The sequence below is a fragment of the Sphingomonas sp. ERG5 genome, from assembly GCF_000803065.1.
In the GTDB taxonomy this organism is placed as follows: domain Bacteria; phylum Pseudomonadota; class Alphaproteobacteria; order Sphingomonadales; family Sphingomonadaceae; genus Sphingomonas.
Genome location: NZ_JSXI01000016.1, coordinates 192,788 through 214,905 on the forward strand (window position 1 = coordinate 192,788; position 22,118 = coordinate 214,905).

The 22,118-nt window shown below is 64.7% G+C and carries 24 protein-coding genes; 11 read left to right on the top strand and 13 right to left on the bottom strand.

The window, feature by feature from the left end:
• The first annotated feature begins 344 nt into the window (after positions 1-344).
• The 3 genes from OO12_RS04805 to OO12_RS04815 all read left to right on the top strand — a co-directional run bounded on the left by OO12_RS04805 (position 345) and on the right by OO12_RS04815 (position 2,034).
• The gene (locus tag OO12_RS04805; protein WP_082006345.1) at positions 345-1,100 is read left to right on the top strand and encodes a TetR/AcrR family transcriptional regulator; all 756 of its coding nucleotides are present in this window, start codon (positions 345-347) and stop codon (positions 1,098-1,100) included.
• A 172-nt stretch (positions 1,101-1,272) separates the two neighbouring features.
• Entirely contained in the window at positions 1,273-1,584 is a 312-nt protein-coding gene (locus OO12_RS04810; protein ID WP_034157480.1) for a hypothetical protein, read from the top strand.
• A 105-nt stretch (positions 1,585-1,689) separates the two neighbouring features.
• Positions 1,690-2,034, top strand: coding sequence for a RidA family protein (locus tag OO12_RS04815; RefSeq protein ID WP_034157481.1), 345 nt, complete (start codon positions 1,690-1,692; stop codon positions 2,032-2,034).
• A gap of 492 nt (positions 2,035-2,526) precedes the next feature.
• Here OO12_RS04815 and OO12_RS26720 read toward each other — a convergent pair whose 3' ends face one another.
• Genes OO12_RS26720 through hutI form a run of 5 tightly spaced genes read right to left on the bottom strand, consistent with a single transcriptional unit; the run spans position 2,527 to position 8,316 of the window.
• Positions 2,527-3,102: a HutD/Ves family protein gene (locus tag OO12_RS26720; protein WP_052215551.1), complete on the bottom strand. Its 576-nt coding sequence runs from the start codon at positions 3,100-3,102 to the stop codon at positions 2,527-2,529.
• Positions 3,099-4,766, bottom strand: coding sequence for a urocanate hydratase (gene hutU, locus OO12_RS04830; RefSeq protein WP_034157483.1), 1,668 nt, complete (start codon positions 4,764-4,766; stop codon positions 3,099-3,101). Before hutU ends, OO12_RS26720 begins: the two co-directional genes overlap by 4 nt.
• A 15-nt stretch (positions 4,767-4,781) precedes the next feature.
• A complete protein-coding gene (gene hutG / locus OO12_RS04835) occupies positions 4,782-5,591 on the bottom strand; it encodes an N-formylglutamate deformylase (protein ID WP_034157484.1) in 810 nt (269 codons plus the stop codon).
• Complete coding sequence (hutH, locus tag OO12_RS04840; RefSeq protein WP_034157485.1) at positions 5,588-7,120, bottom strand: histidine ammonia-lyase; 1,533 nt, start codon at positions 7,118-7,120, stop codon at positions 5,588-5,590. The genes hutG and hutH overlap by 4 nt, the downstream gene beginning before the upstream one ends.
• Positions 7,117-8,316, bottom strand: coding sequence for an imidazolonepropionase (gene hutI, locus OO12_RS04845; RefSeq protein WP_034157486.1), 1,200 nt, complete (start codon positions 8,314-8,316; stop codon positions 7,117-7,119). The genes hutH and hutI overlap by 4 nt, the downstream gene beginning before the upstream one ends.
• A 93-nt stretch (positions 8,317-8,409) precedes the next feature.
• Between hutI and OO12_RS04850 the strand changes: the two genes are divergently transcribed.
• Complete coding sequence (locus tag OO12_RS04850; protein ID WP_052215552.1) at positions 8,410-9,786, top strand: formimidoylglutamate deiminase; 1,377 nt, start codon at positions 8,410-8,412, stop codon at positions 9,784-9,786.
• Positions 9,783-10,499 (top strand): histidine utilization repressor, encoded by a 717-nt coding sequence (hutC, locus tag OO12_RS04855; protein WP_034157487.1) that lies wholly within the window; start codon positions 9,783-9,785, stop codon positions 10,497-10,499. Before OO12_RS04850 ends, hutC begins: the two co-directional genes overlap by 4 nt.
• Positions 10,500-10,823: 324 nt before the next feature.
• Here the strand turns inward: hutC and OO12_RS04860 are convergent, their stop codons facing one another.
• Positions 10,824-11,603 carry a pyrroline-5-carboxylate reductase gene (locus OO12_RS04860; RefSeq protein WP_034157488.1) on the bottom strand — a complete coding sequence of 260 codons (780 nt, stop codon included), beginning with the start codon at positions 11,601-11,603 and terminating at the stop codon, positions 10,824-10,826.
• A 157-nt stretch (positions 11,604-11,760) separates the two neighbouring features.
• Here OO12_RS04860 and OO12_RS04865 point away from each other — a divergent pair, with 157 nt between their 5' ends.
• From OO12_RS04865 to OO12_RS04875, 3 genes are all read left to right on the top strand, one after another.
• Positions 11,761-12,336 carry a YdeI/OmpD-associated family protein gene (locus OO12_RS04865; protein ID WP_082006346.1) on the top strand — a complete coding sequence of 192 codons (576 nt, stop codon included), beginning with the start codon at positions 11,761-11,763 and terminating at the stop codon, positions 12,334-12,336.
• A 62-nt stretch (positions 12,337-12,398) separates the two neighbouring features.
• Entirely contained in the window at positions 12,399-12,971 is a 573-nt protein-coding gene (locus OO12_RS04870) for a TetR/AcrR family transcriptional regulator (protein ID WP_034157489.1), read from the top strand.
• 54 nt (positions 12,972-13,025) lie between these two features.
• Complete coding sequence (locus OO12_RS04875) at positions 13,026-13,961, top strand: SDR family oxidoreductase (RefSeq protein ID WP_034157490.1); 936 nt, start codon at positions 13,026-13,028, stop codon at positions 13,959-13,961.
• A 20-nt stretch (positions 13,962-13,981) separates the two neighbouring features.
• On the opposite strand, the gene OO12_RS04880 is transcribed toward OO12_RS04875, so the two are convergent.
• Positions 13,982-15,304: an NADH:flavin oxidoreductase/NADH oxidase family protein gene (locus OO12_RS04880; RefSeq protein ID WP_082006347.1), complete on the bottom strand. Its 1,323-nt coding sequence runs from the start codon at positions 15,302-15,304 to the stop codon at positions 13,982-13,984.
• A gap of 63 nt (positions 15,305-15,367) precedes the next feature.
• Here OO12_RS04880 and OO12_RS04885 point away from each other — a divergent pair, with 63 nt between their 5' ends.
• Together OO12_RS04885 and OO12_RS04890 are read left to right on the top strand one after the other, a co-directional pair.
• Positions 15,368-15,739: a MerR family transcriptional regulator gene (locus OO12_RS04885; RefSeq protein WP_034157491.1), complete on the top strand. Its 372-nt coding sequence runs from the start codon at positions 15,368-15,370 to the stop codon at positions 15,737-15,739.
• 102 nt (positions 15,740-15,841) lie between these two features.
• Positions 15,842-16,984, top strand: coding sequence for an aminotransferase (locus tag OO12_RS04890; protein ID WP_034157492.1), 1,143 nt, complete (start codon positions 15,842-15,844; stop codon positions 16,982-16,984).
• A 10-nt stretch (positions 16,985-16,994) separates the two neighbouring features.
• Here OO12_RS04890 and OO12_RS04895 read toward each other — a convergent pair whose 3' ends face one another.
• Positions 16,995-17,825, bottom strand: coding sequence for a DUF2306 domain-containing protein (locus OO12_RS04895; RefSeq protein ID WP_034157493.1), 831 nt, complete (start codon positions 17,823-17,825; stop codon positions 16,995-16,997).
• A gap of 114 nt (positions 17,826-17,939) precedes the next feature.
• Here OO12_RS04895 and OO12_RS04900 point away from each other — a divergent pair, with 114 nt between their 5' ends.
• Positions 17,940-18,953, top strand: a complete 1,014-nt coding sequence (locus OO12_RS04900; RefSeq protein ID WP_034157494.1) for an AraC family transcriptional regulator — start codon at positions 17,940-17,942, stop codon at positions 18,951-18,953.
• Here OO12_RS04900 and OO12_RS04905 read toward each other — a convergent pair.
• From OO12_RS04905 to OO12_RS04925, 5 genes are read right to left on the bottom strand one after another with little or no spacing between them, the layout of a single operon-like run.
• A complete protein-coding gene (locus OO12_RS04905) occupies positions 18,950-19,228 on the bottom strand; it encodes a hypothetical protein (RefSeq protein ID WP_034157495.1) in 279 nt (92 codons plus the stop codon). The two genes, OO12_RS04900 and OO12_RS04905, sit on opposite strands and share 4 nt — an antisense overlap.
• 53 nt (positions 19,229-19,281) lie before the next feature.
• Positions 19,282-20,313: an S-methyl-5-thioribose-1-phosphate isomerase gene (gene mtnA, locus OO12_RS04910; RefSeq protein WP_034157496.1), complete on the bottom strand. Its 1,032-nt coding sequence runs from the start codon at positions 20,311-20,313 to the stop codon at positions 19,282-19,284.
• Entirely contained in the window at positions 20,310-20,942 is a 633-nt protein-coding gene (gene mtnC / locus OO12_RS04915) for an acireductone synthase (protein ID WP_034157497.1), read from the bottom strand. Before mtnC ends, mtnA begins: the two co-directional genes overlap by 4 nt.
• A gap of 1 nt (position 20,943) precedes the next feature.
• Positions 20,944-21,486: a 1,2-dihydroxy-3-keto-5-methylthiopentene dioxygenase gene (locus OO12_RS04920; RefSeq protein WP_034157498.1), complete on the bottom strand. Its 543-nt coding sequence runs from the start codon at positions 21,484-21,486 to the stop codon at positions 20,944-20,946.
• Positions 21,483-22,115 carry a methylthioribulose 1-phosphate dehydratase gene (locus OO12_RS04925; RefSeq protein ID WP_052215553.1) on the bottom strand — a complete coding sequence of 211 codons (633 nt, stop codon included), beginning with the start codon at positions 22,113-22,115 and terminating at the stop codon, positions 21,483-21,485. Before OO12_RS04925 ends, OO12_RS04920 begins: the two co-directional genes overlap by 4 nt.
• Positions 22,116-22,118 lie beyond the last annotated feature (3 nt).

Sequence of the window (22,118 nt, forward strand, 5' to 3'; positions counted from 1 at the left end):
CGGGCAAGTATATTGGCAGTAACTTGTCCCGCTATATTTTGGGTTTCGCGTTGACGCTCGCTACACTGACTCGATTTGGCGAATTGCGGAGTGTTTTGGTTCCGTCGCAGTAACAATAAGACAAAGACGAAGCCAGAATGCTCCGCCCGGACAGTGTTTCGCTGATGGACAGTCTTGTAGATAAGAGAAGATTACTGAAACTTGCTTTTTGATTTGAAAAGGCTCAATACTGAGCGAACGTTAACAGCTTGTCAGGATGCCATTGCGTGCCTGGTCATCAGTGGATCGAGCGACTCTCGGTCATGGGCGTCCACCGATCAGCGCGGTCCGGATGATGGTCGGTTATGCCGCAGTTTGACGGCGCAACGGCGCTTCGGGCAAGAGCCCCCAAACCTGAAGAGGTACATATCTTTGAGGCTGAATCGTTGAACAAGACTCCCCAGGTAAACGGCGCTTCCCAGAAAAAGACCCGGTCCAAACCGACCTTGATGCCCAAGCAAGCCCGCGCCATTCAAACCCGCGAGCATTTGCTCGATGTCGCCGGAGCGCTTCTCGCCGAGGTTGGCCTTGAGGATATCTCGACCAATTTGATCTGTGCTCGTGCGGGCATGAGCCCACCGGCGCTCTATCGGTATTTTGCCGACAAGCACGCCGTGCTGGAAGCGCTCGGCATGCGTCTGATGGAACGGCAGAATTCGTTGCTGATCGATTGGATCGAAGGCAATATGAATCTGGGCATCGAGGGCATGCTCGAAAAGACCGAGGAGATTCTGCGGCGCACTGCCGAGATCACCGCGGCCGAGCCAGGCGGCATCTGGATCGAACGCGCGCTGCACGCGTCCCCGAGACTGTCTCACATCCGCATCGAATCCCATCGGTTCGTGACGGACGCGCAACTCGAAATCGTTTCCGCGATGCTGCCGGATGTGCCCAGAGATGTCTTGTGGCGGCGGATCAGGTTCATGATCGAGCTCGCTTATGCCGCGCATGAAATGATGAGCGAGGAAGACCGGATTTCGCCCGAGGCGGTTTATGCGGAAACCGGGCGCATGATGCGATTTGTGCTGCTGGGAGACGATGGCTTCGTAAAGGGAAGCTGATCTGAAAGTTGTGCCAGGCCGACATTCCCTTGCGACTTGCTTCGGTCGGCTCTTGCAAGAATGGTATTTATCACTATCGTTTTGACAGGTGGGCTGCGCTCGATCTGATTGGAACGGTGTGTCCCGCATGTCCTCAACGCTGGAGCATCCGGCACAATTGAGCGGATAGTCCATGCGGTTATTGATCTCTCTGCTTCTTGCCCTCGCGCTGTCAGCCTGTGCGACCCCCGAAGCGCGCCTGCGTTCGGGACTGATCGACATGGGCCTGCCGGAGGCACAATCGACCTGCATGGCGGATCGTATGGCGCACAAGCTCTCGGTCACGCAGCTTCGACGCATCTCGGCGCTGGGCAGCCTGAGAAACCAGCCGCTCGATAAGCTCTCCCAGGAGGAGTTTCTCCACAAGATCCGCGCGCTTCGTGACGGCGAGATCCTTGCCGTGACTCTCAAGGCGGCCGCCGGCTGCGCATTCGGCTTTCGGTGAGGTCAGGCGAGTGACATGCCTGTGCGGCGGTGGTTGCGTGGCGGCGTCTTCTTCGGCAGGAACGTTGGCAAATCAGGCTGACCATGACCACCGGGAGATTGACGAATGACCATCACGCGCCTCGATGCCGGACCCCGTATGAGCCAGGCCGTGATCCATGGTGATACCGTCTATCTGGCCGGGCAGGTCGGCGCACCGGGTGAAAGCGTCACCGCGCAGACCGAAGCGGTCCTGGCGCAGGTCGAGGCGCTGCTGGCGCGTGCCGGCAGCGACAAATCGAAGATCCTGATGGCGACGATCTGGCTTGCCGACATGGCCGATTTTGCCGAGATGAACGCGGTCTGGGATGTGTGGGTCGGCGGGCTGGATGCCCCTGCGCGCGCGACCGGCGAGGCGAAGCTCGCCACACCGGCCTATAAGGTCGAAGTGATCGTCATCGCCGCGCGCTGAGCGCAGGGCGCCCGGTCCCGGCGTGGCGCCTTTGTGAAACAGGTGTCACAAGGTGCGCCAGGTCGGTCACGCATCATCCTTCTTCGCGCGCGGTCCAAATGGCGTGGGGCGTCGGTCATCGACGATTCAACACCGCCGGCACCTCTGCCAATGTCGCCGGCAATGGATGCACGCTCGCGTCCGCGGCGCTCTTTCGCATCATGAAGATCGAACAGTCGTTCATCGGCACCGGCGCATCCCACCGGGCAGTGCCGCCGCATCTCTCCACACCGGCAAAATATCGGATCGTCGTGCGGATCGGGGCTGCTTCGCCATTTCCCGATATTCCCGCAGCGCACCGGCAAAATTCCCGTGCCGCTCCATCGAAATTCCCGCAGGATTTCCCGCAGATTCCCGCAGAACGCCCAAAAAAGCATTGTCCCGCAGCAAGTCCCGCAGCTGCGGGAAAATGCTGACAGCGCGGCAGGTTTTCGCGCCTGCCGCAGTGCCCGGTTACGCCGGGCGTATGGCGATCAGCAGCCCCGATCCGGTAACGTCGAGCATTTGGTCTTCGCCGCTGCCTGCGCCCATCAGCAGCGCGTCGAACCGGTCAAGCCGGCTGGCCGTCGCCCCGCACCGGATCTCCATGTCGCTGGTCGCGATCAGGACATGGACCGCAGCCAGGTCAGCCGCGATGCGGATCGTGCCGGCCGGCTGATGCCGGATCGCGCCGGTGAACAGGCCGCGCCGGACCATCAGGTTCAGGTCGGTGACGGGGCCGTCGACTGGCTTGCCGTTCACGGCCACGTCGCCGGGAAAGGGGTGGGCGGCGGTTTCCGGCGTCAGCGTGACTGGCTCGCCCGCGCCGAAATCGAGTTCGAGCCGCCCCTGAAGCACCATGAGCGTGCGGTCGATGTCCGCGAAGGAAGAGAAGGGCCCCGCTTCGCGGACTTCGGCCATGCTCAGCCGCCAGTCGAAATCATCCATCGTGCTACCGGCGGGAAAGGTGCAGATGTCCCGCGTGACGCCGCCGCCATTCTTCCACGGGCGCGCGACGCGATCGGCGGCACGAAGGATGTCGTGCTTCATCCCAGGATACCAGGCAGGTCTAGACCCTTTTCCCGTGCGCAGTCGAGCGCGATGTCATAGCCCGCATCGGCATGGCGCATCACGCCGGTGGCGGGGTCGTTCCACAGCACGCGCTCCAGCCGCTGCGCGGCTTCGGGGGTGCCGTCGGCGACGATCACCATGCCGGAATGCTGCGAATAACCCATGCCGACGCCGCCGCCATGATGCAGCGACACCCAGGTCGCGCCCGATGCGGTATTGAGCAGCGCATTGAGCAAGGGCCAGTCTGACACTGCGTCGGATCCGTCCCGCATCGCTTCGGTCTCGCGGTTGGGGCTGGCGACCGAACCGCTGTCGAGATGATCGCGGCCGATCACCACTGGCGCCTTGAGCTCACCGCTGGCGACCATTTCGTTGAACGCGAGACCCAGGCGATGGCGATCGCCGAGGCCGACCCAGCAGATCCGTGCCGGCAAGCCCTGGAAGTGGATCTTCTCCCGCGCCATGTCGAGCCAGCGGTGGAGGTGTGCGTTGTCGGGCAGCAATTCCTTCACCTTGGCGTCGGTCTTGTAGATATCCTCCGGATCGCCCGACAGCGCCACCCAGCGGAACGGGCCGATGCCGCGGCAGAACAGCGGGCGGATATAGGCGGGGACGAAGCCGGGGAAATCGAACGCGTTGGCGACGCCTTCGTCCTTCGCCACCTGGCGGATATTATTGCCGTAATCGACCGTCGGCACGCCCGCTTGCTGGAAGTCGAGCATTGCCTGGACATGCACCGCCATCGACGCCTTGGCTGCCGCCGCGACCGCATCGGGCTCGCGTTCCCGGCGCTCGACCCATTCGGCGACGGTCCAGCCGGCGGGGAGATAGCCGTTGATCGGATCATGCGCCGAAGTCTGATCGGTCAGCAGGTCCGGGCGGATGCCGCGCCGAAACATCTCGGGCAGGATCTCGGCGGCATTGCCGAGCAGGCCGACCGAGATCGCCTTGCCCTCGGCCTTGGCCTGGTCGAGCAGCGCCAGCGCGTCGTCGATCGTCTCCGCCGCCTTGTCGAGATAGCCGGTGCGCAGCCGCATCTCGATGCGGCTCGGCTGGCATTCGATCGCCAGGCAGGATGCGCCCGCCATCACCGCGGCAAGCGGCTGGGCGCCGCCCATGCCGCCCAGACCGGCGGTCAACAGCCAGCGGCCGGTCAGGTCGCCGTTATAATGCTGGCGGCCCATTTCGACAAAGGTCTCGTACGTGCCCTGAACGATGCCTTGCGTGCCGATATAGATCCACGAACCCGCGGTCATCTGGCCGTACATCGCCAGGCCCTTGCGATCGAGCTCGTTGAAATGCTCCCAATTGGCCCATTTGGGCACCAGGTTGGAATTGGCGATGAGCACGCGCGGCGCATCCTTATGGGTGCGGAACACGCCGACCGGCTTGCCCGACTGAACCAGCAGCGTCTCGTTGTCTTCGAGGCGCCGGAGCGTCTCGACGATCCGGTCGAAGCTTTGCCAGTCGCGCGCGGCGCGGCCGATGCCGCCATAGACGACCAGCTCTTCGGGGCGCTCGGCGACATCGGGATGGAGATTGTTCATCAGCATCCGCAACGGGGCTTCGGTCAGCCAGCTTTTCGCCGAAAGCTCGGTGCCGGTGGCGGCGCGGATGACGCGGCTATTGTCGATACGGCTCATGGTGGCGGTCCTTTCTCAGGCGCGGGCGAAGGCGAGGCATGCCTTCAGGATATCGGTCAGGGTGGCGGCGAGCGGCGCCGCGAAATCGGGGTCGAACGGCGTCGGCCAGTTGGCGGGCGTCGGCGCGTCCGGCTCGGGCATATAGCCACGGATCGCGAGCTCCATCTGGATGGTATGGACGCCCTCGTTCGGGCGGCTGTAGTGACGCGTTGTCCAGCCGCCCTTGAAGCGGCCGTTGAGGATATGGCTGTGCCCGCTCGCTGCGCAGATCGCCGCGACGGCGGCGGCCAGTTCGGGCGCGCAGGTGGTGCCGTCATTGGTGCCGATGTTGAACTGCGGCAACTCGCCCTCGAACAGGCGCGGAATGCGGCTGCGGATCGAATGCGCGTCGTAGAAGACGATGGTGGGATGGGTGGTGCGCAGCCGGGCGACTTCTCCGGCAAGCGCGGCGTGATAAGGGTCGAACCAGGTCGCGCGGCGGCGGGCGATCTCCGCTGCGTCGGGCGGAGTCGCGGCGTAAAGCGGCGCGCCGTCGAAATCGGTCGTCGGGCACAGCTCGGTCGTTGCTTGCCCCGGATAGAGCGACGCGCCCGATGGATCGCGGTTGCAGTCGATCACGCTGCGCGAGATGCGCGTGCGCACCGTGGTCGCGCCGAGCTCGCGCGCAAAGGCGTAGAGCTGGTCGATCCACCAATCGGCATCGCGCCGCGCCAGCCAGGGCGACACGAACTGGCCTTCAAGCTCGGGCGGCAACTCGGTCCCGGTGTGCGGGAACGCGATGATCAGCGGCGCCTCGCCACGATGGACCTCGAGCCAGTCGCTCATGCCGTCACGCCGGGCAAGTCGAGCCCCGCCGCCTTGACCAGCGCGCCCGAGCGGATAAGCAGGTTCGCGGCTTCCATATCGGGATGGAAATGCCGGTCGTCGGTGAGCGTCGGCACCTCTCGGCGCAACCGCGCGCGCGCCGCTTCGAGCGCGGCGCTCGATGCCAGCGGGGCATGGAAATCGCAGCCCTGGCTGGCGGCGAGCAGTTCGATGCCGATCACCGCGCTGGCATTGGCGGTCATGTCGAGCAGTCGCCGTGCGCCATGCGCCGCCATCGACACATGATCCTCCTGATTGGCGGAGGTGGGGATCGAATCGACGCTCGCGGGATAGGCGCGCTGCTTGTTCTCGGACACGAGGGCGGCGGCGGTGACCTGCGGGATCATGAAGCCCGAATTGAGCCCCGGGCGCGGCGTGAGGAAAGCGGGCAGGCCGGACAATGCGGGATCGACCAGCATTGCGATCCGCCGTTCCGCGATCGACCCGATTTCGCACACCGCCAACGCGATCATGTCGGCGGCGAAGGCGACCGGCTCGGCATGGAAATTCCCGCCCGACAAGGCTTCGTCGGTCTCGGCGAAGATCAGCGGATTGTCCGACACGCCATTGGCTTCGGTCTCCAGCGTGAACGCGGCCTGGCGCAAGATGTCGAGCGCGGCGCCCATCACCTGGGGCTGGCAGCGCAGGCAATAGGGATCCTGCACGCGAGCATCGTCGACCAGATGGCTGGCGCGGATCGCCGACCCTGCCATCAGTGTGCGCAGCGCATCGGCGGTTTCGATCTGGCCGCGATGCCGGCGCAGCGCCTGGATGCGCGGGTCGAACGGCGTATCCGATCCCTTGGCCGCTTCGGTCGAGAGCGCGCCGGTGACCAGCGCCGACTGGAACAGCCGCTCCGCCTCGAACAGTCCGGCAAGCGCATTGGCGTTGGAGAATTGCGTGCCGTTGAGCAGCGCCAGCCCTTCCTTCGGGCCGAGTTCGAGCGGTGTGAGGCCCGCCTCCTTCAGCGCGATATCGGCGGGCTTCCGCGCATCGCCGATGATGATGTCGCCGACGCCGATCATCGCTGCGGCCATATGCGCCAGCGGTGCGAGGTCGCCACTCGCGCCGACCGAGCCCTGTGCCGGGATCATGGGGGTGAGGCCGAGGCGCAGCATAGCCTCAAGCAGTGCCACCGTTTCGGGCCGCACGCCGGATGCGCCCTGAGCGAGGCTGGCGAGCTTCAGCGCCATCATCAGGCGTATCACCGGCACCGGAGAGGGGTCGCCGGTCCCAGCGGCGTGGCTCAGCACGATGTTGCGCTGGAGCGTGGCGAGATCCTCATCGCCGATGCGCACGCTCGCCAGCTTTCCGAAGCCGGTGTTGATGCCATAGACTGGCTGCCCCTTGGCGAGGATACGGGCAACGGCGTCCGCGCTGGCGCGGATCACCGATGCCGAAGCCGGATCGAGGCCAGCCGGAGCACCGCGATAGATGGCGCGCCATTGCGCCAGCGTCACAGCGCCGGGAACCAGGGTAATATCGGTCATTTGCCTCTCCAGACGCGGGCATGGAGCGGGTTCAGCCCCATGCGATAAACAAGCTCGGCGGGACGCTCGATGTCCCAGATCGCGAGGTCGCAGCTCTTGCCGGCCTCAAGCGTGCCGGTTTCTCCATGAAGACCAAGTGCGCGCGCGGCGTTGCGGGTGACACCGGCAAGGCATTCGTCGACGGTCAGCCGGAACAGGGTCGCGGCCATGTTCATGGTGAGCAGCAGCGAGGTCAGCGGTGACGTGCCCGGATTACAATCGGTGGCGATCGCTATCGCTATGCCGGCTGCACGCAACGCGTCGATCGGCGGCAGTTTCGTCTCGCGTACGAAATAGAAAGCCCCGGGCAGCAAGGTCGCGACGGTGCCGGCCCGGGCCATTGCGGCGATGCCGTCATCGTCGAGATATTCGAGGTGATCGGCGGAAAGCGCACCGTAGCGCGCGGCCAGCGCCGCACCGTGGAGGTTGGACAGCTGTTCGGCATGGAGCTTGACCGGAAGTCCCCGCGCTGCCGCGGCTTCGAAAACACGCTGTGTCTGTGCCGCGGAAAAACCGATGCCTTCGCAAAACGCATCGACCGCGTCGGCCAGGCCGGCATCGGCGACCGCCGGGATCATCGCGTTGCAAACCGAGTCGATATATCCGTCCGGGTCGCCCGCATATTCGGGCGGCAGCGCATGAGCGCCGAGAAAGGTCGTGGCGACGCGCACTGGCCGATGCGTGCCGAGCGCGCGTGCCGCGCGCAGCATGCGCAGTTCGGCATCGAGCGCGAGGCCATAGCCCGATTTGATCTCGATGGTGGTGACCCCCTCGGCGATCAATGCATCGAGGCGGGGGAGGGCGGAGGCGACGAGTTGTTCTTCGCTCGCGGCGCGTGTTGCCTTCATCGTCGAGACGATGCCGCCGCCGGCGCGCGCGATTTCTTCATAGGAGGCGCCGTTGAGCCGCAATTCGAATTCATGTGCGCGATCGCCGCCATGGACGAGATGGGTGTGGCAATCGATCAGGCCGGGCGTGATCCATCGGCCCGCGCAGTCGATCGTCTCAAGGGCGTCAAAACCGGGGGCATCCGCCACAGCGCCGGCATAGACGATTCGCCCGGCGCTGGCGGCGATAACGCCCTTGTCCTCGATACCAAGGCCATTGCCCGCCATCGTTGCGAGGCGCGCATTGGTCCAGATCCTGTCACACTGCATGCGCAATTTCCCCGTCCGGGATCACTGAAGTCGATCATTGCACCGCCGCGCTAGAATGTATAGACATAAAACCACAGGAGGCCAGAAACGACCATGACTGTCGACGCCGAACCGGCTGTGAGCCATCACTTCGCATCCGTGCTTCTGGCCGATGGCTGGGCCCGGAATGTCCGTTTGTCGGTCAGCAATGGCCTGATCACCGCGATCGAGCGCGAGGTCCCGGTCGCTCCGGGCGATGAACGGCATCAGGTTGCCGTGCCGGGCATGCCCAACCTCCACAGCCATGCCTTTCAACGTGGCATGGCCGGCCTTGCCGAGGTGCGCGGCGCGAGCGACGACAGTTTCTGGACCTGGCGCGAGGTCATGTACCGATTCGTCGATCGGCTCTCGCCCGACGATCTCCGCGTGATCGCGTCGCTCGCCTATCTGGAGATGCTGGAGAGCGGCTTCACCCGTGTCGGCGAGTTTCACTATCTCCACCATGACCGCGACGGCACGCCCTTCGCCGATCCGATCGAGATGAGCGCTGCGATCTTCGCCGCTGCCGGGGAGACCGGCATCGGGCTGACGCATCTGCCGGTGTTCTACGCGCATTCCGGTTTTGGCGGCGCGATGCCCGGCACGGGGCAGCGGCGCTTCCTGCATGATCCCGACGGTTTTGCGCAATTGCTTGATCGGCTTCGCGTCGCGGCGGCACCGTTGGACGACGCGATCATTGGCCTTGCCCCGCACAGCCTGCGCGCCGTGACGCTGGAAGAACTCCGCCTGCTGGTGGATCTCGCCGGAGCGGCGCCGATCCACATCCATATCGCCGAGCAGGTGAAGGAGGTTGAGGATTGCATCGCCTGGAGCGGCGCGCGGCCGGTCGAATGGCTGCTCGATCATGCCGCGGTCGATCGTCGCTGGTGCCTGGTCCACGCCACGCACGTCACCGACGCGGAAGCGAAAGCCATTGCCGCCAGCGGTGCGGTGGTTGGCCTGTGCCCCATCACCGAAGCCAATCTCGGCGACGGCATTTTTCCCGCGCAACCGTTTCTGGCAGCGGGCGGCGCTTATGGCATCGGATCGGATTCGAACGTTCTGATCGATGCGACGGAGGAAATGCGCCTGCTCGAATATGGCCAGCGGCTGGCCGGTCTCAAGCGCAACGCGCTCGCGCGCGGGCCGGGCGGGTCGACGGGGCAGGACATTTATCTCGCCGCGCTTGCGGGCGGTGGGCAGGCACTTGGCGTCGATCCGACGATTGCCGTGGGGCAGGCCGCTGATTTCGTCACGCTCGACCGGTCCAATCCCAGCCTGATCGGTCGCGAAGAAGGTGCGCTGCTCGACGCGCTGGTGTTCGCCGGCGGGCGGTCGGCGATCGATTCGGTCTGGCGTCGCGGCCGCAAGCTGGTTAGCGGCGGCCGTCACCTGAGTCGCGACCCGATCGTCGCGAACTATCGGCGGGTGCTGGAGAAACTGATCCTGTGACCCTGTCGCTGCATGAACGCATTCGCACCGACATCGAGGCGGGCATTCTTTCCGGCAAGCTCGCGCCGGACCAGCGCATCCCGGTCGAGCATGAATTGATGCAGACATATGGCTGCTCGCGCATGACCGTGAACAAGGCGTTGTCGGCGCTGGTTGCCGCCGGTCTCATTGATCGCCGCAAGCGCGCGGGATCGTTCGTCGCGCGGCCCAAGGTCGATTCGATGGTCCTCGACGTGCCGGACCTGGCCGCCGAAGTGGCGAAGCGCGGCGGCGTATATCGCTACCGGCTTCTCACGCGCATGGTGCGTGCGCCCGATCGCGACAATAGTGAAGAGCGGGCATTGGCCGGGACCGGAAGGTTGCTCCAGATCGACGGCGTTCATCTCGCCGACGGCGTGCCGCTGGCGGTCGAGCGCCGCCTGATCAGCCTGAACGCGGTACCGGCGATCGAGGAGATCGACCCCGAAGTCGAATCTCCCGGCGGCTGGTTGCTGCGTCATGTGCCCTGGACCGAAGCGGAGACCCGTATTTCCGCGGTGTCGGCGGAGGGCGAAACCGCAGCCTTGCTCGGGGTCGATCCGACAACACCCTGCCTGTTGGTCGAGCGCCAGACCTGGCGCGGCAAGGAACGCGTCACCTCAGTGCAGCAATGCTTTCTCGGCGACCAATATAGCCTGGTCGCCCGGTTCGGGCACGGCGTGCCGGCGAAGTAAGTTGACGCTTGCGACTTGGCACTACGCTAGGTCAGCCTTTGCGCCGATGGCGCTGTGGCAACGATGTTTTTTGACATTGGGAAAGAGCGAGCCGGCATCGGTCCGGCGACGAAAGACATGCCCGTTGCTGCGTGATGGTTGAATCACCGTCGGCGATAGGGGCGAGCGGTTGCAGCTGTGGAAGGAGCAGCGAGAGATATGTTACACCGGTAGTGTAACATATCTCCTCCGTCGCCGACAGAAGGGGTTTATATAATAGTTATATATATCAGCTATTTAATATGATTCCGATGACTTGGGACGCCCCCGGGCATTTGCCAAAGCCTACGCGCCGGGCCTTGCCGTTATGCGCGACAGGATTTCGTCGAGACCCTCGCTGAGGCTGGCGAACAGCCCGAGATCCGAAACATGTTTCAGCAGTTGCTCGTTCAACCCGCCCAGCGTCGCGTGGTCCGCCGCGAGCGCCGCGAAACTCTGGTCCGGTGCCTCGATCGCCGTTCTGGAGAGACCGTCGAAAATGCTCGCGACATAATGGCGGGCTTGCGCTTCGGTCACGCCATTGTGCGTCAGCCAGGAGGAAATGGCCCCCGCGAACGCCAGATAGGACGCCATCGTCCCAGTTGCGGCGGTCAGCGCGTCGAACACCTCCGGCCGGTCCACCTGGATCGATGTGCCGGTGCGGTCGAACAATGCTGCGGCGATCGGGTCGGGTGGAAAGATCGCGGTGGGGCCTCGCCCAAGCGCGACTGAGGGAAGCGGCACGGCTTTCGAGACGGTCGGTGCCGGGTTGGCCAGACCGGTCAGTGCGTCGAGCGACAGCGTCGCGATCAGGCTGATGACATGATGGTCCGCCCGGAACCGCAGCGCAGGGATGACGTCCCGCGCGATCTGCGGCCGCACCGCCAAAATGACCACGTCGCTCTCGTCCAGCACCGCCTGGTTGGAGGCAGCAACGCGAACATGCGGGAATTCCTGTGCGAGCGCGGTGGAGATGGCGACACTGCGCGGCGAGACATGGATCACGCCCTGATCGGCGAAGCTCGTGCCCAGGCCGTGGATGATCGCCGATGTGATGGCGCCGGTGCCGATAAAACCAAGTCTCATATCATGCTCCGGGCCTGGGATGACCGCGACGGGGTCTGCGGTGCTCACAACGCGAAGATCATGATCGGGTCAAGTCGCGTGGCGTTGGCAAAAATGAAGGTTTGCGAATGGAGGAAGCGGAACGCTATCCCCTCTATCCCGGGGTGAGAGAGCATGAATGATCGTGATCGACAGCAGCGAAATCCTTGCCTTTGCCGATGATGCGGCATGGGAAGCATGGCTGGCCGATCATCATGCGGAGTCGAGCGGCGTCTGGCTGCTGATCGGCAAGAAGAGTTCCAAAAAAGCAGCGCTCGCGATCAGCGACGCGCTCGATGTCGCGCTTTGCCATGGCTGGATCGACAGCCAGCGCAAAGGATATGACGCGAACCATTATCTGCAGCGCTACTCGCCGCGCCGGTCGAAAAGCCCCTGGTCGAAACTCAATGTGGCGCGTGTCGAGGCGCTGAACGATGCCGGGCGCATGCGGCCGGGCGGATTGGCCGAGGTCGCTCTCGCGCAAGCGGATGGCCGCTGGGCGGTGGCGTATGAATCGCAGCGCATCGCGACGCTGCCGGATGATCTGTCCGCCGCGCTGAAGCTCGACGCACGCGCCAGTGCTGCGTACGAGCGGCTCGACCGGTCGGGACAATATGCCGTCGCCTTGCCGATCCTGAAAGCGACCACGCCCGCGGCCCGGGCAAGCCGGCTGGAGAAGCTGGTGGCGAAACTCGCGGCGGATGCACCGGATTGACGCCTTGTAATCCGCGTGCCCAGTTCATATAAACGAGTAAGCACTCACTCATTGGATATGAAATGGCCCGCCCGTTAAGCGAAGAAAAGCGCGATGCGATCCTGGTCGCGGCGACCGATGCGGTGGCCGCGCTGGGCACTGGCGCGCCGACCGCCAAGATCGCCAGGGCGGCCGGCGTCGCCGAGGGGACGTTGTTCACCTATTTCCCGACCAAGGACGACTTGCTCAACGCACTCTATCTTGAGCTCAAAAGCGATCTGCATGGCGCGATGATGACGACCTATCCCGCATCTGGCGCGTTGCGCGAGCGCGGTCGTCATGTGTGGGACCGGTTCATCGACTGGGGCGTGGATCACGCCGCGAAAAGCAAGGCGATGCGCCAATTGTCAGTGTCCGATCGAATTTGCGCGGCAAGCCGGCAATCGGGAAACGCCGCGTTCGGCGACGCGGAGGCCCTGTTGAGGGATGCGATGGCGATGGGGGCGCTCAAGGACCAGTCAATCGCCTTTGTCGGCGCGATCATGCAGGCGCTCGCCGAAACCACCGTGCAGTTCATCGAACAGGATCCCAAGGCACGCAGCCGGTACAAGCAGGCCGGGTTTGACGCGTTCTGGAGCGCGCTGACCAAGCCGTGATGTTTTGAAGATAAAATGAGTGAGCAAGCGCTCGTTTCCATTGAAGGACGTATCATGAAAGATTTTGGCATCGACGACATTCCCTCTCAGGCAGGGCGGCTCGCATTGATCACCGGTGCAACCGGCGGTCTGGGTTATGAGACCGCACTGGCGTTGGCCGGTGCCGGCGCCGATGTGGTGCTGACCGGTCGCAATCCGACCAAGGGCGAAGTGGCGCTGAAGCAGATCCGCGCAATCCATCCGAATGCGACGCTCCGCTATATGGATCTGGATCTGTCCGACCTGAAAAAAGTGGCGGCGTTCACCACGCGCTTTTCGGGCGAGCATCAATCGCTCGACCTGCTGATCAACAATGCCGGCGTGATGATGCCCCCCGCTCGCAACATCACGGCGGACGGGTTCGAATTGCAGTTCGGCACCAACTATCTCGGACATTTCGCACTGACCGGGCGGTTGTTGCCGCTGCTGTGCCGGGGCGATGCGCCCCGCGTCGTCAATCTCAGCAGCGGCGCGCATCGGTTGCAGGCGGCGATCCATTTCGACGACCTGCAATGGGAGCGGCGCTACAAGCCGTGGCGGGCCTATGCCCAGTCCAAGCTCGCGATGATCCTGTTCGCCTTCGAGTTGCAGCGCCGCAGCGACCGGCATGGATGCGGCCTGATGAGCAACGCAGCGCATCCGGGCTATGCCCGCACCGGGCTGCAGAGTTCGGGACCCGGGTTGGGCCGGACCGGCCCATCACCGCTGCAACGGCTGAGCAGCGTGATGGAACCGTTCATGTCGCAGACGGCGGCGGCCGGGGCGCTGCCGACCCTGTTCGCGGCAACCGCGCCCGATGCGGTGCCCAAGGGCTATTATGGGCCGAAGGGGCCGTTCGAACTGACCGGGCGGGTCGGCAATGCGGTGGTGGGCAAGGAGGCACGAGATGAAACCGTGGCCGCCAGATTGTGGGAAGTATCGGAAGAGCTCACTGGCGTTCGCTTTCCCTGAAACGGAGGCGAAGGAGCGGCTTACACCGCCGGCTGTCGTTCGTTCATCCATGCCCGGTACCGTTTCGCCAGGCGGCGGGTGCGGAGTTGATCGCCAATGAAAGTCAGCACGGCGGAGGGTGTTCGTTCCGTCGCCTTGCCGGCGGCCATGCGGCGCAGGCGCAGCTTGGCGATCGCCATCGTCGCACCCGCCGCCAGCGCGCGGTTCTTCCAGCTCAGGCTGGGTAAGGCGATCTCCAGGCTTTCGCCGGCGCGCCAGCGGGCGGGCAAGGCGGGCTCCACCGTCATCGCGGTGGCGATGCCGAGCATCGCGACGCCGATTCGGTCGCCCTCGGGTGACAATGCGGCTTCCGCCACGGCGCGACGACGGATACCGCCGGTGACCATCACCGGCATGGCCGCCACACCGGCAATGTCGCGCGCGAAATCGACGAAATAGGCTTCGCGCGCTGCCGTGCTGCTTCCTTCGACCGGCGTGCCTTGCATCGCCGGGCTTTCATAACTGCCGCCCGACAGTTCGAGCAGGTCGATATCAAGGTCGTTGAGCCACTGCACGACTTGCTTCGCATCGTCGACATCGAAGCCGCCGCGCTGGAAATCGGCCGAATTGAGCTTCACCGACACGGTAAAGCCCGGCGTGACCGCCGCTCGAACCGCGCGGACCGTATCGAGCAAGGCGCGCGCGCGATTCTCCAGGCTGCCGCCCCATGTGTCGGTGCGCTGGTTGACCAGCGGCGAGAGGAATTGGTTGAGCAGATAGCCATGCGCGGCATGGACCTGGACCCCGTCGAAGCCGGCTTGTTCGGCGAGTGCGGCAGTGCGAGCGAAGCGGGCAATGATGTCCTCGACCTCGGCCGACGTCATCGCGCGGGGCTGAGCGAACAGCTTCGACAGTCCGCCAAGATCAAGCGGCACGGCGGATGGGGCGACCGCTTGCTGACCCAGGGCGACGGGCATTTGTCGGCCCGGATGGTTGATCTGCATCCAGGCCTGGGCGCCGCCCGATTTCATCGCCGTTGCCCAGCGCGAGAACAGCGCCAGGTCCCGGTCGTCTTCGAGGACGAGCCCGCCCGGACCGGTCAGCGCACGGGCATCGATCATGACATTGCCGGTCAACAGCAAGCCGGCGCCCCCTTGTGCCCAGCGCGTGTAGAGCGCGAGCAACGCCGGACCTGGCACCTGGCCCTGATCCGCCATATTCTCCTCCATCGCGGCCTTGGCGAGCCGGTTGGGAATGATCGCGCCATTGCGTAGCGACAATGGTTCGAACAGCGCTGAGCGCGCGGGTGCGGACGTCCCTTCGATCTCGTGGGGAGCAGTGCTGGCGGCATTTTCGTCGAACATGGTATTGACTTTCGATCGTGAGTCGCGCGACCTTACACCTTCAATCAAAGTTGAAGGTCAAGCATGAAGATCGGTGAGCTTGCGCGTGCGGCGGGCATATCGACGTCGCGTATCCGCTTTTACGAGGACAAGGGCCTCATCCCGCCCGCGGCACGCGGCGCGAACGGCTATCGCGACTATCCCGCCGCGACGCTGGAAGGGCTGCGCATGATCGTGCTCGCACAGTCGCTTGGCTTGTCGCTGGCGGAGATCAGGGCGAGCGCGCCCGCGGACGGTTCGCTGCCGAACTGCGCCGATGCGCGGGTGATCCTGAGCACCCGGCTGGCCGATATCGATGCTCATCTCGCCCGCCTGACCGCGATGCGCGCGCGGATCGTTGCGATGATGGATCATGAATTGCCGGCCGGAACGATCGCCACCGCCTTGAAACGCTGAGCAGATCGCACGCGAGATTGCTTGCCGGAATGTCGGCATGGTATCCGCGCCAGCGCGCCGGTCGGGTGCGCCGTCCATCAACTTACTTCAGGGCCGTCCGCGATGAATCCGCTTTATGCCTCGCTCGGCACCACCATCTTCGAAATCATGTCGGCGCGCGCCCGTGCGACCGGCGCGATCAATCTCGGACAGGGCTTTCCCGACGGGCGTGGGCCGGAGGATGTGCTGGCCGAGGCGGCGCGTGCGCTGATCGAGGAATCGAACCAATATCCGCCGATGCTCGGCATTCCCGCGCTGCGTGAGGCCGTCGCGGCACATTATGCCGTGCATCAGGGGCTCGACCTCATACCGGCCGAGGTGATCGTCACCTCGGGCGCGACCGAGGCGCTGGCCGCGACGATTTTCGCGCTGATCTCGCCGGGCGACGAAGTGGTGATGTTCCAGCCGCTCTATGATGCCTATTGGCCGCTGGTCGTGCGCGCCGGCGGCGTGCCGAAGCTGGTTGGGCTGGAGCCGCCCGAATGGCGCATCACCGCCGAAGCGCTGTCGGCGGTCGTAAGCACGCGCACGAAGCTGGTGATCCTCAATTCGCCGCTTAATCCGACCGCGACCATGGCGTCCAACGCCGAACTGGCCTTGCTCGCCGATTTCTGCGTCGCGCATGATGCGATCGCGATCTGCGACGAGGTGTGGGAGCATGTCGTGTTCGACGGTGGCGTGCATCGCTCGCTGATCGGCTTTCCGGGCATGCGCGAACGCACGGTCAAGATCGGTTCGGCGGGCAAGATTTTCTCGCTCACCGGGTGGAAGGTCGGCTGGATGTGCGCCGCTCCGCCGCTGGCGGCGGTGCTGGCCAAGGCGCATCAATTCCTGACCTTCACCACACCACCCAATCTCCAGGCCGCCGCCGCTTTTGGACTGGCCAGGGATGTCCGTTATTTCGAGGAAATGCGCGCCGCGTTCCAGCGCTCGCGCGACCGGCTGGCGGCGGGATTGACCGGCCTTGGCTATGCCGTGCTGCCAAGTGCGGCGACCTATTTCCTGTCTATCGATCTCAGCCGCTCGGGCGTCGATATGGGGGATGTCGCATTCTGCGAATGGCTGGTCGAAGAGGCGGGCGTCGCCTCGATCCCGGTCTCGGCATTCTATGTCGAGGCGCCGGTGACCAATGTCGTGCGGCTGTGCTTCGCCAAGGCCGATGCGACGCTCGACGAAGCGCTGGAGCGGATGCGGGTGCGGCCTTGATGCTGTGCGCTCACCCGGCCATGCGCGGCAGCCACATCCCCATAAAGGCGCCGAAGATGCCGATAGCGACCCCGGCGGTGAGCACGAACAACAGCCCCGCCATCGCGAACTTGCCGGTCACGCCGCCTCGATCCTGCGCGCGCAGATAGAGTTCGAGCACCACCAGCGGCACCAGATAGCAGCCATAGGCCCAGAAGCGGACGAACGGACCGTCGAACCCCTTCCCACCGATCCCGACCGGGCCGTTATTGACGATGATCCACAGCATCAGCCCGACGCGGAAGAACCACACCCCGCTAACCAGGATGAAGGTGCGGAGCGCCCAGCGGCGATGCACGGCGATCTTGCGAGCGAGCGCGTAGCGCCAGGCCAGTGCCGCGCAGGCCAGGATCAGGGCGGCGTTGATGCTGATCCCGAAGCGCATCGAAAAGCCGCCGGCCGTGCCGCGCGTCCACACCATATATAATCCGGTCAGGCTCATCACGATCGCGGTCAGAATGTACAGCCGCCCGTTCCAGCGATGAAAGGGCAGGGCGCGGGCGCGAAGATACGGCACCAGTTGTAGCGGCCCGCCGACAGTGATGATGATCGCGAGCAGCAGGTGCGCGGCAAGCGCGACATTGCCGATCGTGCCGCCTGCGACATAGCCGCCGACCAGCACATCGTTCCATTTCTGGAAATTCCCCACCGTCGCGGCACCGCCGTAGAAGCTGGCGATATAGGCGACGAACAGCCATTGTCCGATGACCGCCGTCGCATACCAGAAAATCGCCGACGCCTTGAGCGCCCTCGTCGCCGCGGATCGCAATGCCGTTGAACCGGCCGCAACAGTTTTGTCCATCCTTGTCCCTCCGGACGCCCCTTCTGGTTCTCGTCCGGCGATAGAGCGGCTATGACCTCCGGCACATGACCGTGAAGATCAAAAACCTGACTTTCGGCTCGCAGGAGCGTCCCGGTGGCTGAGCCCACGGTGTCGGCCGGCTATGCGGACAATCTGCTGCAGTTCGCGGTGTCGAGAGGCGCTGACCGGCAGCAGCTTTGCGACCTGTCGGCGATCGATCCCGGCGATCTGTCCGACCCGGACAATCGCGTACCGCTCACGCAGTACGTCGCGCTGATGCGTGCCGCCAAGCAGCTGTGCGACGCGCCCGCTTTGGCGCTCGAGCTCGGTGCGGAGAAGGACTTCAAGGAAATCTCGGTCGTCGGCCTGATCTGCTACGCCGCGCCGACCATGGGCGAGGCCTTTGCCGAACTGAGCCGTTATGCCCGACTCGCGGCCGAAGTCGATCTGCCCGGGGTTGGCGGGCGGTTCGAGCTGGCCTGGATCGACGGGGAGCTATGGATGGTCGACCGGCGGTCCGACCCGAACAGCTTTCCGGAGATGACCGAAGCGACCTGGTCGCGGTTCATCTGCGAAACCGCGCGCCATTTCCCCGACGCCCCTTTCGCCAAGGCAGTGCATGTCACGCATCCCGCGCCGGACTATCGCGCCGATTATGATCGTATCCTGAAGGCGTCGGTCACCTTCGACAGCGACAGGAACGCGATCATGATCGACCCGTCCTGGCTGTCGATCGAACTGCATCAGCCCAATCGCTATGTCTTCGGGGTGCTCAGCGAGCATGCCGACCGGTTGCTCAAAAACCTTGAGAACGCGCAAACGATGCGGGGGCGGGTCGAAAGCCTGTTGATCCCGATACTGCACCGGGGCGATGTCGGCATGGATGATGTCGCCGGGCAGATGAAGCTCAGCCGTCAGTCGCTCTACCGCCGGCTGAAGGACGAAGGCGTCAGTTATGAGGCGTTGGTCGACGATCTGCGCCACCGCATGGCGCTGCATTATCTGAGTGGCGGGAAGACCTCAGTGAACGAGACGGGGTATCTGGTCGGCTTTTCCGATCCGAGTTCCTTCTCACGGGCGTTCAAGCGCTGGACGGGCACGAGTCCGCGCGGATGGAAAGCGCGCTAGTCAGCCTCACCATTTCGACGGCGTCCAAGCAGCGTGCGCATGCGCCGGCGTAGCATTGGGAGCGCCAGCACGATGGCATAGGCAACCCCGACGCAGGCCATGCTGGTTCTCAGCGCGGCGTCTTTCCCTTCGCCGCATTCCCGAGCGGTGATCTCCATCGTGCAATCGCCCATCACCGCGATCATAAACACTATAAAGGCGATCGGCAGGAAGCAGATGGTGATGAAGAGAAAGCGTTTATGCTTCCCATCGACCTGGTTCTTTGCGTTGTTCATGCGGCCATCTAGCATCTTCTTGACGGCGGTCGCATCAGCAGGAAGGTTGAAGGCTAAACCCGATCGAGCAGCCCCCGCTCAGTCAGATACCCAGTCACCAATCGCGCGGGCGTGACATCGAACGCCGGGTTGGCGGCAGTCGAGGCCGTCACCCGGATGCTCCCGCCTTCGCCCGAAACATGCGTCACTTCGTCGCCGGAGCGTTCCTCGATCGGTACGTCGGCGCCGGTCGCGGTGTCGGCATCGAAGGTCGTATAGGGCAAGGCGACATAGAAAGGCACGCCGGTGTCCTTCGCCGCCAGCGCCTTCAGATAGGTGCCAATCTTGTTGCAGACATCGCCGTTCGCGGTCACCCGGTCAGTGCCGACGATCACCGCATCGACCTGGCCCGTCATCATCAGGTGCCCGCCGGCATTGTCGACAATCACCGTGTGCGGCACGCCATGCCCGGCCAGCTCGAACGCGGTGAGCAGTGCGCCCTGGTTGCGCGGGCGCGTCTCATCGACCCAGACATGCACTGGAATGCCGGCGTCATGCGCGAGATAGATCGGCGCGGTCGCGGTGCCGTAATCGACCGTCGCCAGCCAGCCGGCATTGCAATGCGTCAGGATGTTGAGCGGACGATCAGGATGCTGCGCATGTAACGTGCGGAACAGCGCGAGGCCATGTTCGCCGATCGCGCGGTTCAACTCGACATCCTCGTCACAGATCGCATCGGCCCGTGCAAAGGCGGCGGCGGCGCGATCGGCGGCGGGCAGGGTGCGCACCGCCTCGACCACCTTGTCGAGCGCCCAGCGCAGATTGACTGCCGTCGGCCGCGACGCGAGCAACAGCCGATAGGCCCGATCAAGTGCCGCGTCGGACCCATCCTCGGCCAGCGCCATCGCCAGACCATAGGCGGCGGTCGCGCCGATCAGCGGCGCGCCACGCGTCCACATCTCGCGGATCGCGCGTTCGGCTTCTTCGGCGTTGCGCAATTCGACCCAATTGACGGTCCAGGGCAAGTCGCGCTGGTCCATGATCCGCGCGCCGCGCCCATCGGCGGTGCGCGTGATCGAGCGCTGGTGCGTGCCGTGCAGCTTCATGCGCTCACCTCATCGAACGTGGCGATATCGCCCGCGCCGCCGGTCCGGTCGATCAGCAGCGCTTCCATCCCGGCGGCGCGGGCGGCGGCGATCTCTTCGGGCGTGTCTGACAGGAACAGGATGTCAGCCGGCGCTTCGCCGATCGCCGCGGCGATTGCGGTATAGGAAGCCGCTTCGCGCTTCGGTCCGGTGGTCGTGTCGAAATAGCCGGAGAAGAGCGGCGTCAGATCGCCCGCGTCGCTATGGCCGAAAAGCAACGCCTGCGCCGCGATCGAGCCAGACGAGAAGACATGAAGGGCCACGCCCGCCTCATGCCAGCGGCGCAGCGCCGCGACCGCGTCGGGATAGACATGGCCGGTGAACCCGCCCGATTTATATCCATCGGCCCAGATCATCCCCTGCAGCGTCTTGAGTGGCGTCGCCTTGCGATCTTCATCGATCCAACGGATCAGGGTGGCGACCGGATCACTCGCCTCGATCGCCTCGACGTCGGCCAGGATCGGCGCGGCTTCTGCCGGATGGGCCGCGACCCAGTCCGCCAGCCGTGCCCGCGCGTAGGGAAACAGCACATCGGCGACGAAGGCGATGCTCGACGTCGTGCCCTCGATATCGGTGACGATCGCCTTCATGTCAGGCGGTAACGGGCTCGTGACGTGGAAAGCGGTCCGCGATATCGCTGCCGGTAAAGCGCGCGACCCAGCCATCGGGGTTCACGAACAGCCGGATCGCGGTGAAGTTCGGCGTCGGGCCCATGTCGAACCAGTGACGCATGCCGGCAGGGACCGAGATCAGATCGCCTTTGGTGCACAGCATGTTGAACACCCGGCCGCCCTCATGCAGCGTGAACAGCCCTTCGCCATCGACGAAGAAGCGCACTTCATCCTCGCCATGGGTATGTTCGGCGAGGAACTTGCCGCGCAGTGTGGCGCGATCGGGATGATCGGGCGCGAGCGCGACGACATCGACCGACTGGTATCCCGCCTCCGCCTTCAAGGCCTCGATCTCGGGTGCGTAGACTTGCAGGATCGTGTCGGCGGTCACCGCCTCGCGCGTCGGCCAGCGTTCGAACCGCACGCCGATCGTCTCCAGCGCGGCGGCGATCGTCGCCACGTCGCGGGTATCGATCAACGCCGCTGTGCCATCGTTTTCATTGAAGATCTGCAACCGGCTCATGTCGCACTCCCGTTCCTGAACCCGATCTCGGCCAGTTCCGCGGCGATCATCCACTCCACGGCCTCGATCACGCGCTCCGCCTCGGCCAGGTCCTTGCCCCAGCCATACAGGCCATGGGCGCGGATCAGATAGGCCGGCGCGCTGCCGGGTTTAGCGAGCAAGGATGACATCTTTGCGTCGATCACTGCCATATCCTGGCTGTTGTCGACGATCGGCAGGACGATTCGTGTTTCGTGCGTCGTGGTGCCGGGCAGCGCCTTGAGCATCTCATGACCTTGCAGGGTCCAGCCGGTCAGGTCGGGAAAGGCCCGGGTCAGTCCGACGGCCGTGGCCGAATGGCTGTGCAGCACTGCGCCGGTCTCGGGAAAATCGCGGTACAGCGCCAGATGCAGGGCGGTTTCGGCGGACGGCTTCTTGCCGTCGAGCGAGGTGCCCGATGCGTCGACGCGCATCACATCGTCTTCGGTCAGCCGGCCCTTGTGCCGGCCCGAAACGGTGACCGCGAAGCTGCCGTCATCGAGCCGCACCGAATAATTGCCCGATGTCGCCGGGGCCCAGCCCTTGCTGTCGAGCCAGCGCCCGACCGCGACGATACCGCTGCGTGCCTCGGCAAAGCTGCTGGCGGCCATCGG

Coding starts and splice junctions, on each gene's coding strand:
- hutH (WP_034157485.1), bottom strand. CDS start 7,120: ATGACCGATATTACCCTGGTTCCCGGCGCTGTGACGCTGGCGCAATGG.
- hutU (WP_034157483.1), bottom strand. CDS start 4,766: ATGAGCCGTATCGACAATAGCCGCGTCATCCGCGCCGCCACCGGCACC.
- OO12_RS04850 (WP_052215552.1), top strand. CDS start 8,410: ATGACTGTCGACGCCGAACCGGCTGTGAGCCATCACTTCGCATCCGTG.
- OO12_RS04810 (WP_034157480.1), top strand. CDS start 1,273: ATGCGGTTATTGATCTCTCTGCTTCTTGCCCTCGCGCTGTCAGCCTGT.
- OO12_RS04890 (WP_034157492.1), top strand. CDS start 15,842: ATGAATCCGCTTTATGCCTCGCTCGGCACCACCATCTTCGAAATCATG.
- OO12_RS04895 (WP_034157493.1), bottom strand. CDS start 17,825: ATGGACAAAACTGTTGCGGCCGGTTCAACGGCATTGCGATCCGCGGCG.
- OO12_RS04875 (WP_034157490.1), top strand. CDS start 13,026: ATGAAAGATTTTGGCATCGACGACATTCCCTCTCAGGCAGGGCGGCTC.
- OO12_RS04870 (WP_034157489.1), top strand. CDS start 12,399: ATGGCCCGCCCGTTAAGCGAAGAAAAGCGCGATGCGATCCTGGTCGCG.
- hutG (WP_034157484.1), bottom strand. CDS start 5,591: ATGAGCGACTGGCTCGAGGTCCATCGTGGCGAGGCGCCGCTGATCATC.
- hutI (WP_034157486.1), bottom strand. CDS start 8,316: ATGCAGTGTGACAGGATCTGGACCAATGCGCGCCTCGCAACGATGGCG.
- OO12_RS04925 (WP_052215553.1), bottom strand. CDS start 22,115: ATGGCCGCCAGCAGCTTTGCCGAGGCACGCAGCGGTATCGTCGCGGTC.
- mtnC (WP_034157497.1), bottom strand. CDS start 20,942: ATGAAGGCGATCGTCACCGATATCGAGGGCACGACGTCGAGCATCGCC.
- OO12_RS04860 (WP_034157488.1), bottom strand. CDS start 11,603: ATGAGACTTGGTTTTATCGGCACCGGCGCCATCACATCGGCGATCATC.
- OO12_RS04905 (WP_034157495.1), bottom strand. CDS start 19,228: ATGAACAACGCAAAGAACCAGGTCGATGGGAAGCATAAACGCTTTCTC.
- OO12_RS04815 (WP_034157481.1), top strand. CDS start 1,690: ATGACCATCACGCGCCTCGATGCCGGACCCCGTATGAGCCAGGCCGTG.
- mtnA (WP_034157496.1), bottom strand. CDS start 20,313: ATGAAGCTGCACGGCACGCACCAGCGCTCGATCACGCGCACCGCCGAT.
- OO12_RS04885 (WP_034157491.1), top strand. CDS start 15,368: ATGAAGATCGGTGAGCTTGCGCGTGCGGCGGGCATATCGACGTCGCGT.
- OO12_RS04805 (WP_082006345.1), top strand. CDS start 345: ATGCCGCAGTTTGACGGCGCAACGGCGCTTCGGGCAAGAGCCCCCAAA.
- OO12_RS04865 (WP_082006346.1), top strand. CDS start 11,761: ATGATCGTGATCGACAGCAGCGAAATCCTTGCCTTTGCCGATGATGCG.
- OO12_RS04880 (WP_082006347.1), bottom strand. CDS start 15,304: ATGTTCGACGAAAATGCCGCCAGCACTGCTCCCCACGAGATCGAAGGG.
- OO12_RS26720 (WP_052215551.1), bottom strand. CDS start 3,102: ATGAAGCACGACATCCTTCGTGCCGCCGATCGCGTCGCGCGCCCGTGG.
- OO12_RS04920 (WP_034157498.1), bottom strand. CDS start 21,486: ATGAGCCGGTTGCAGATCTTCAATGAAAACGATGGCACAGCGGCGTTG.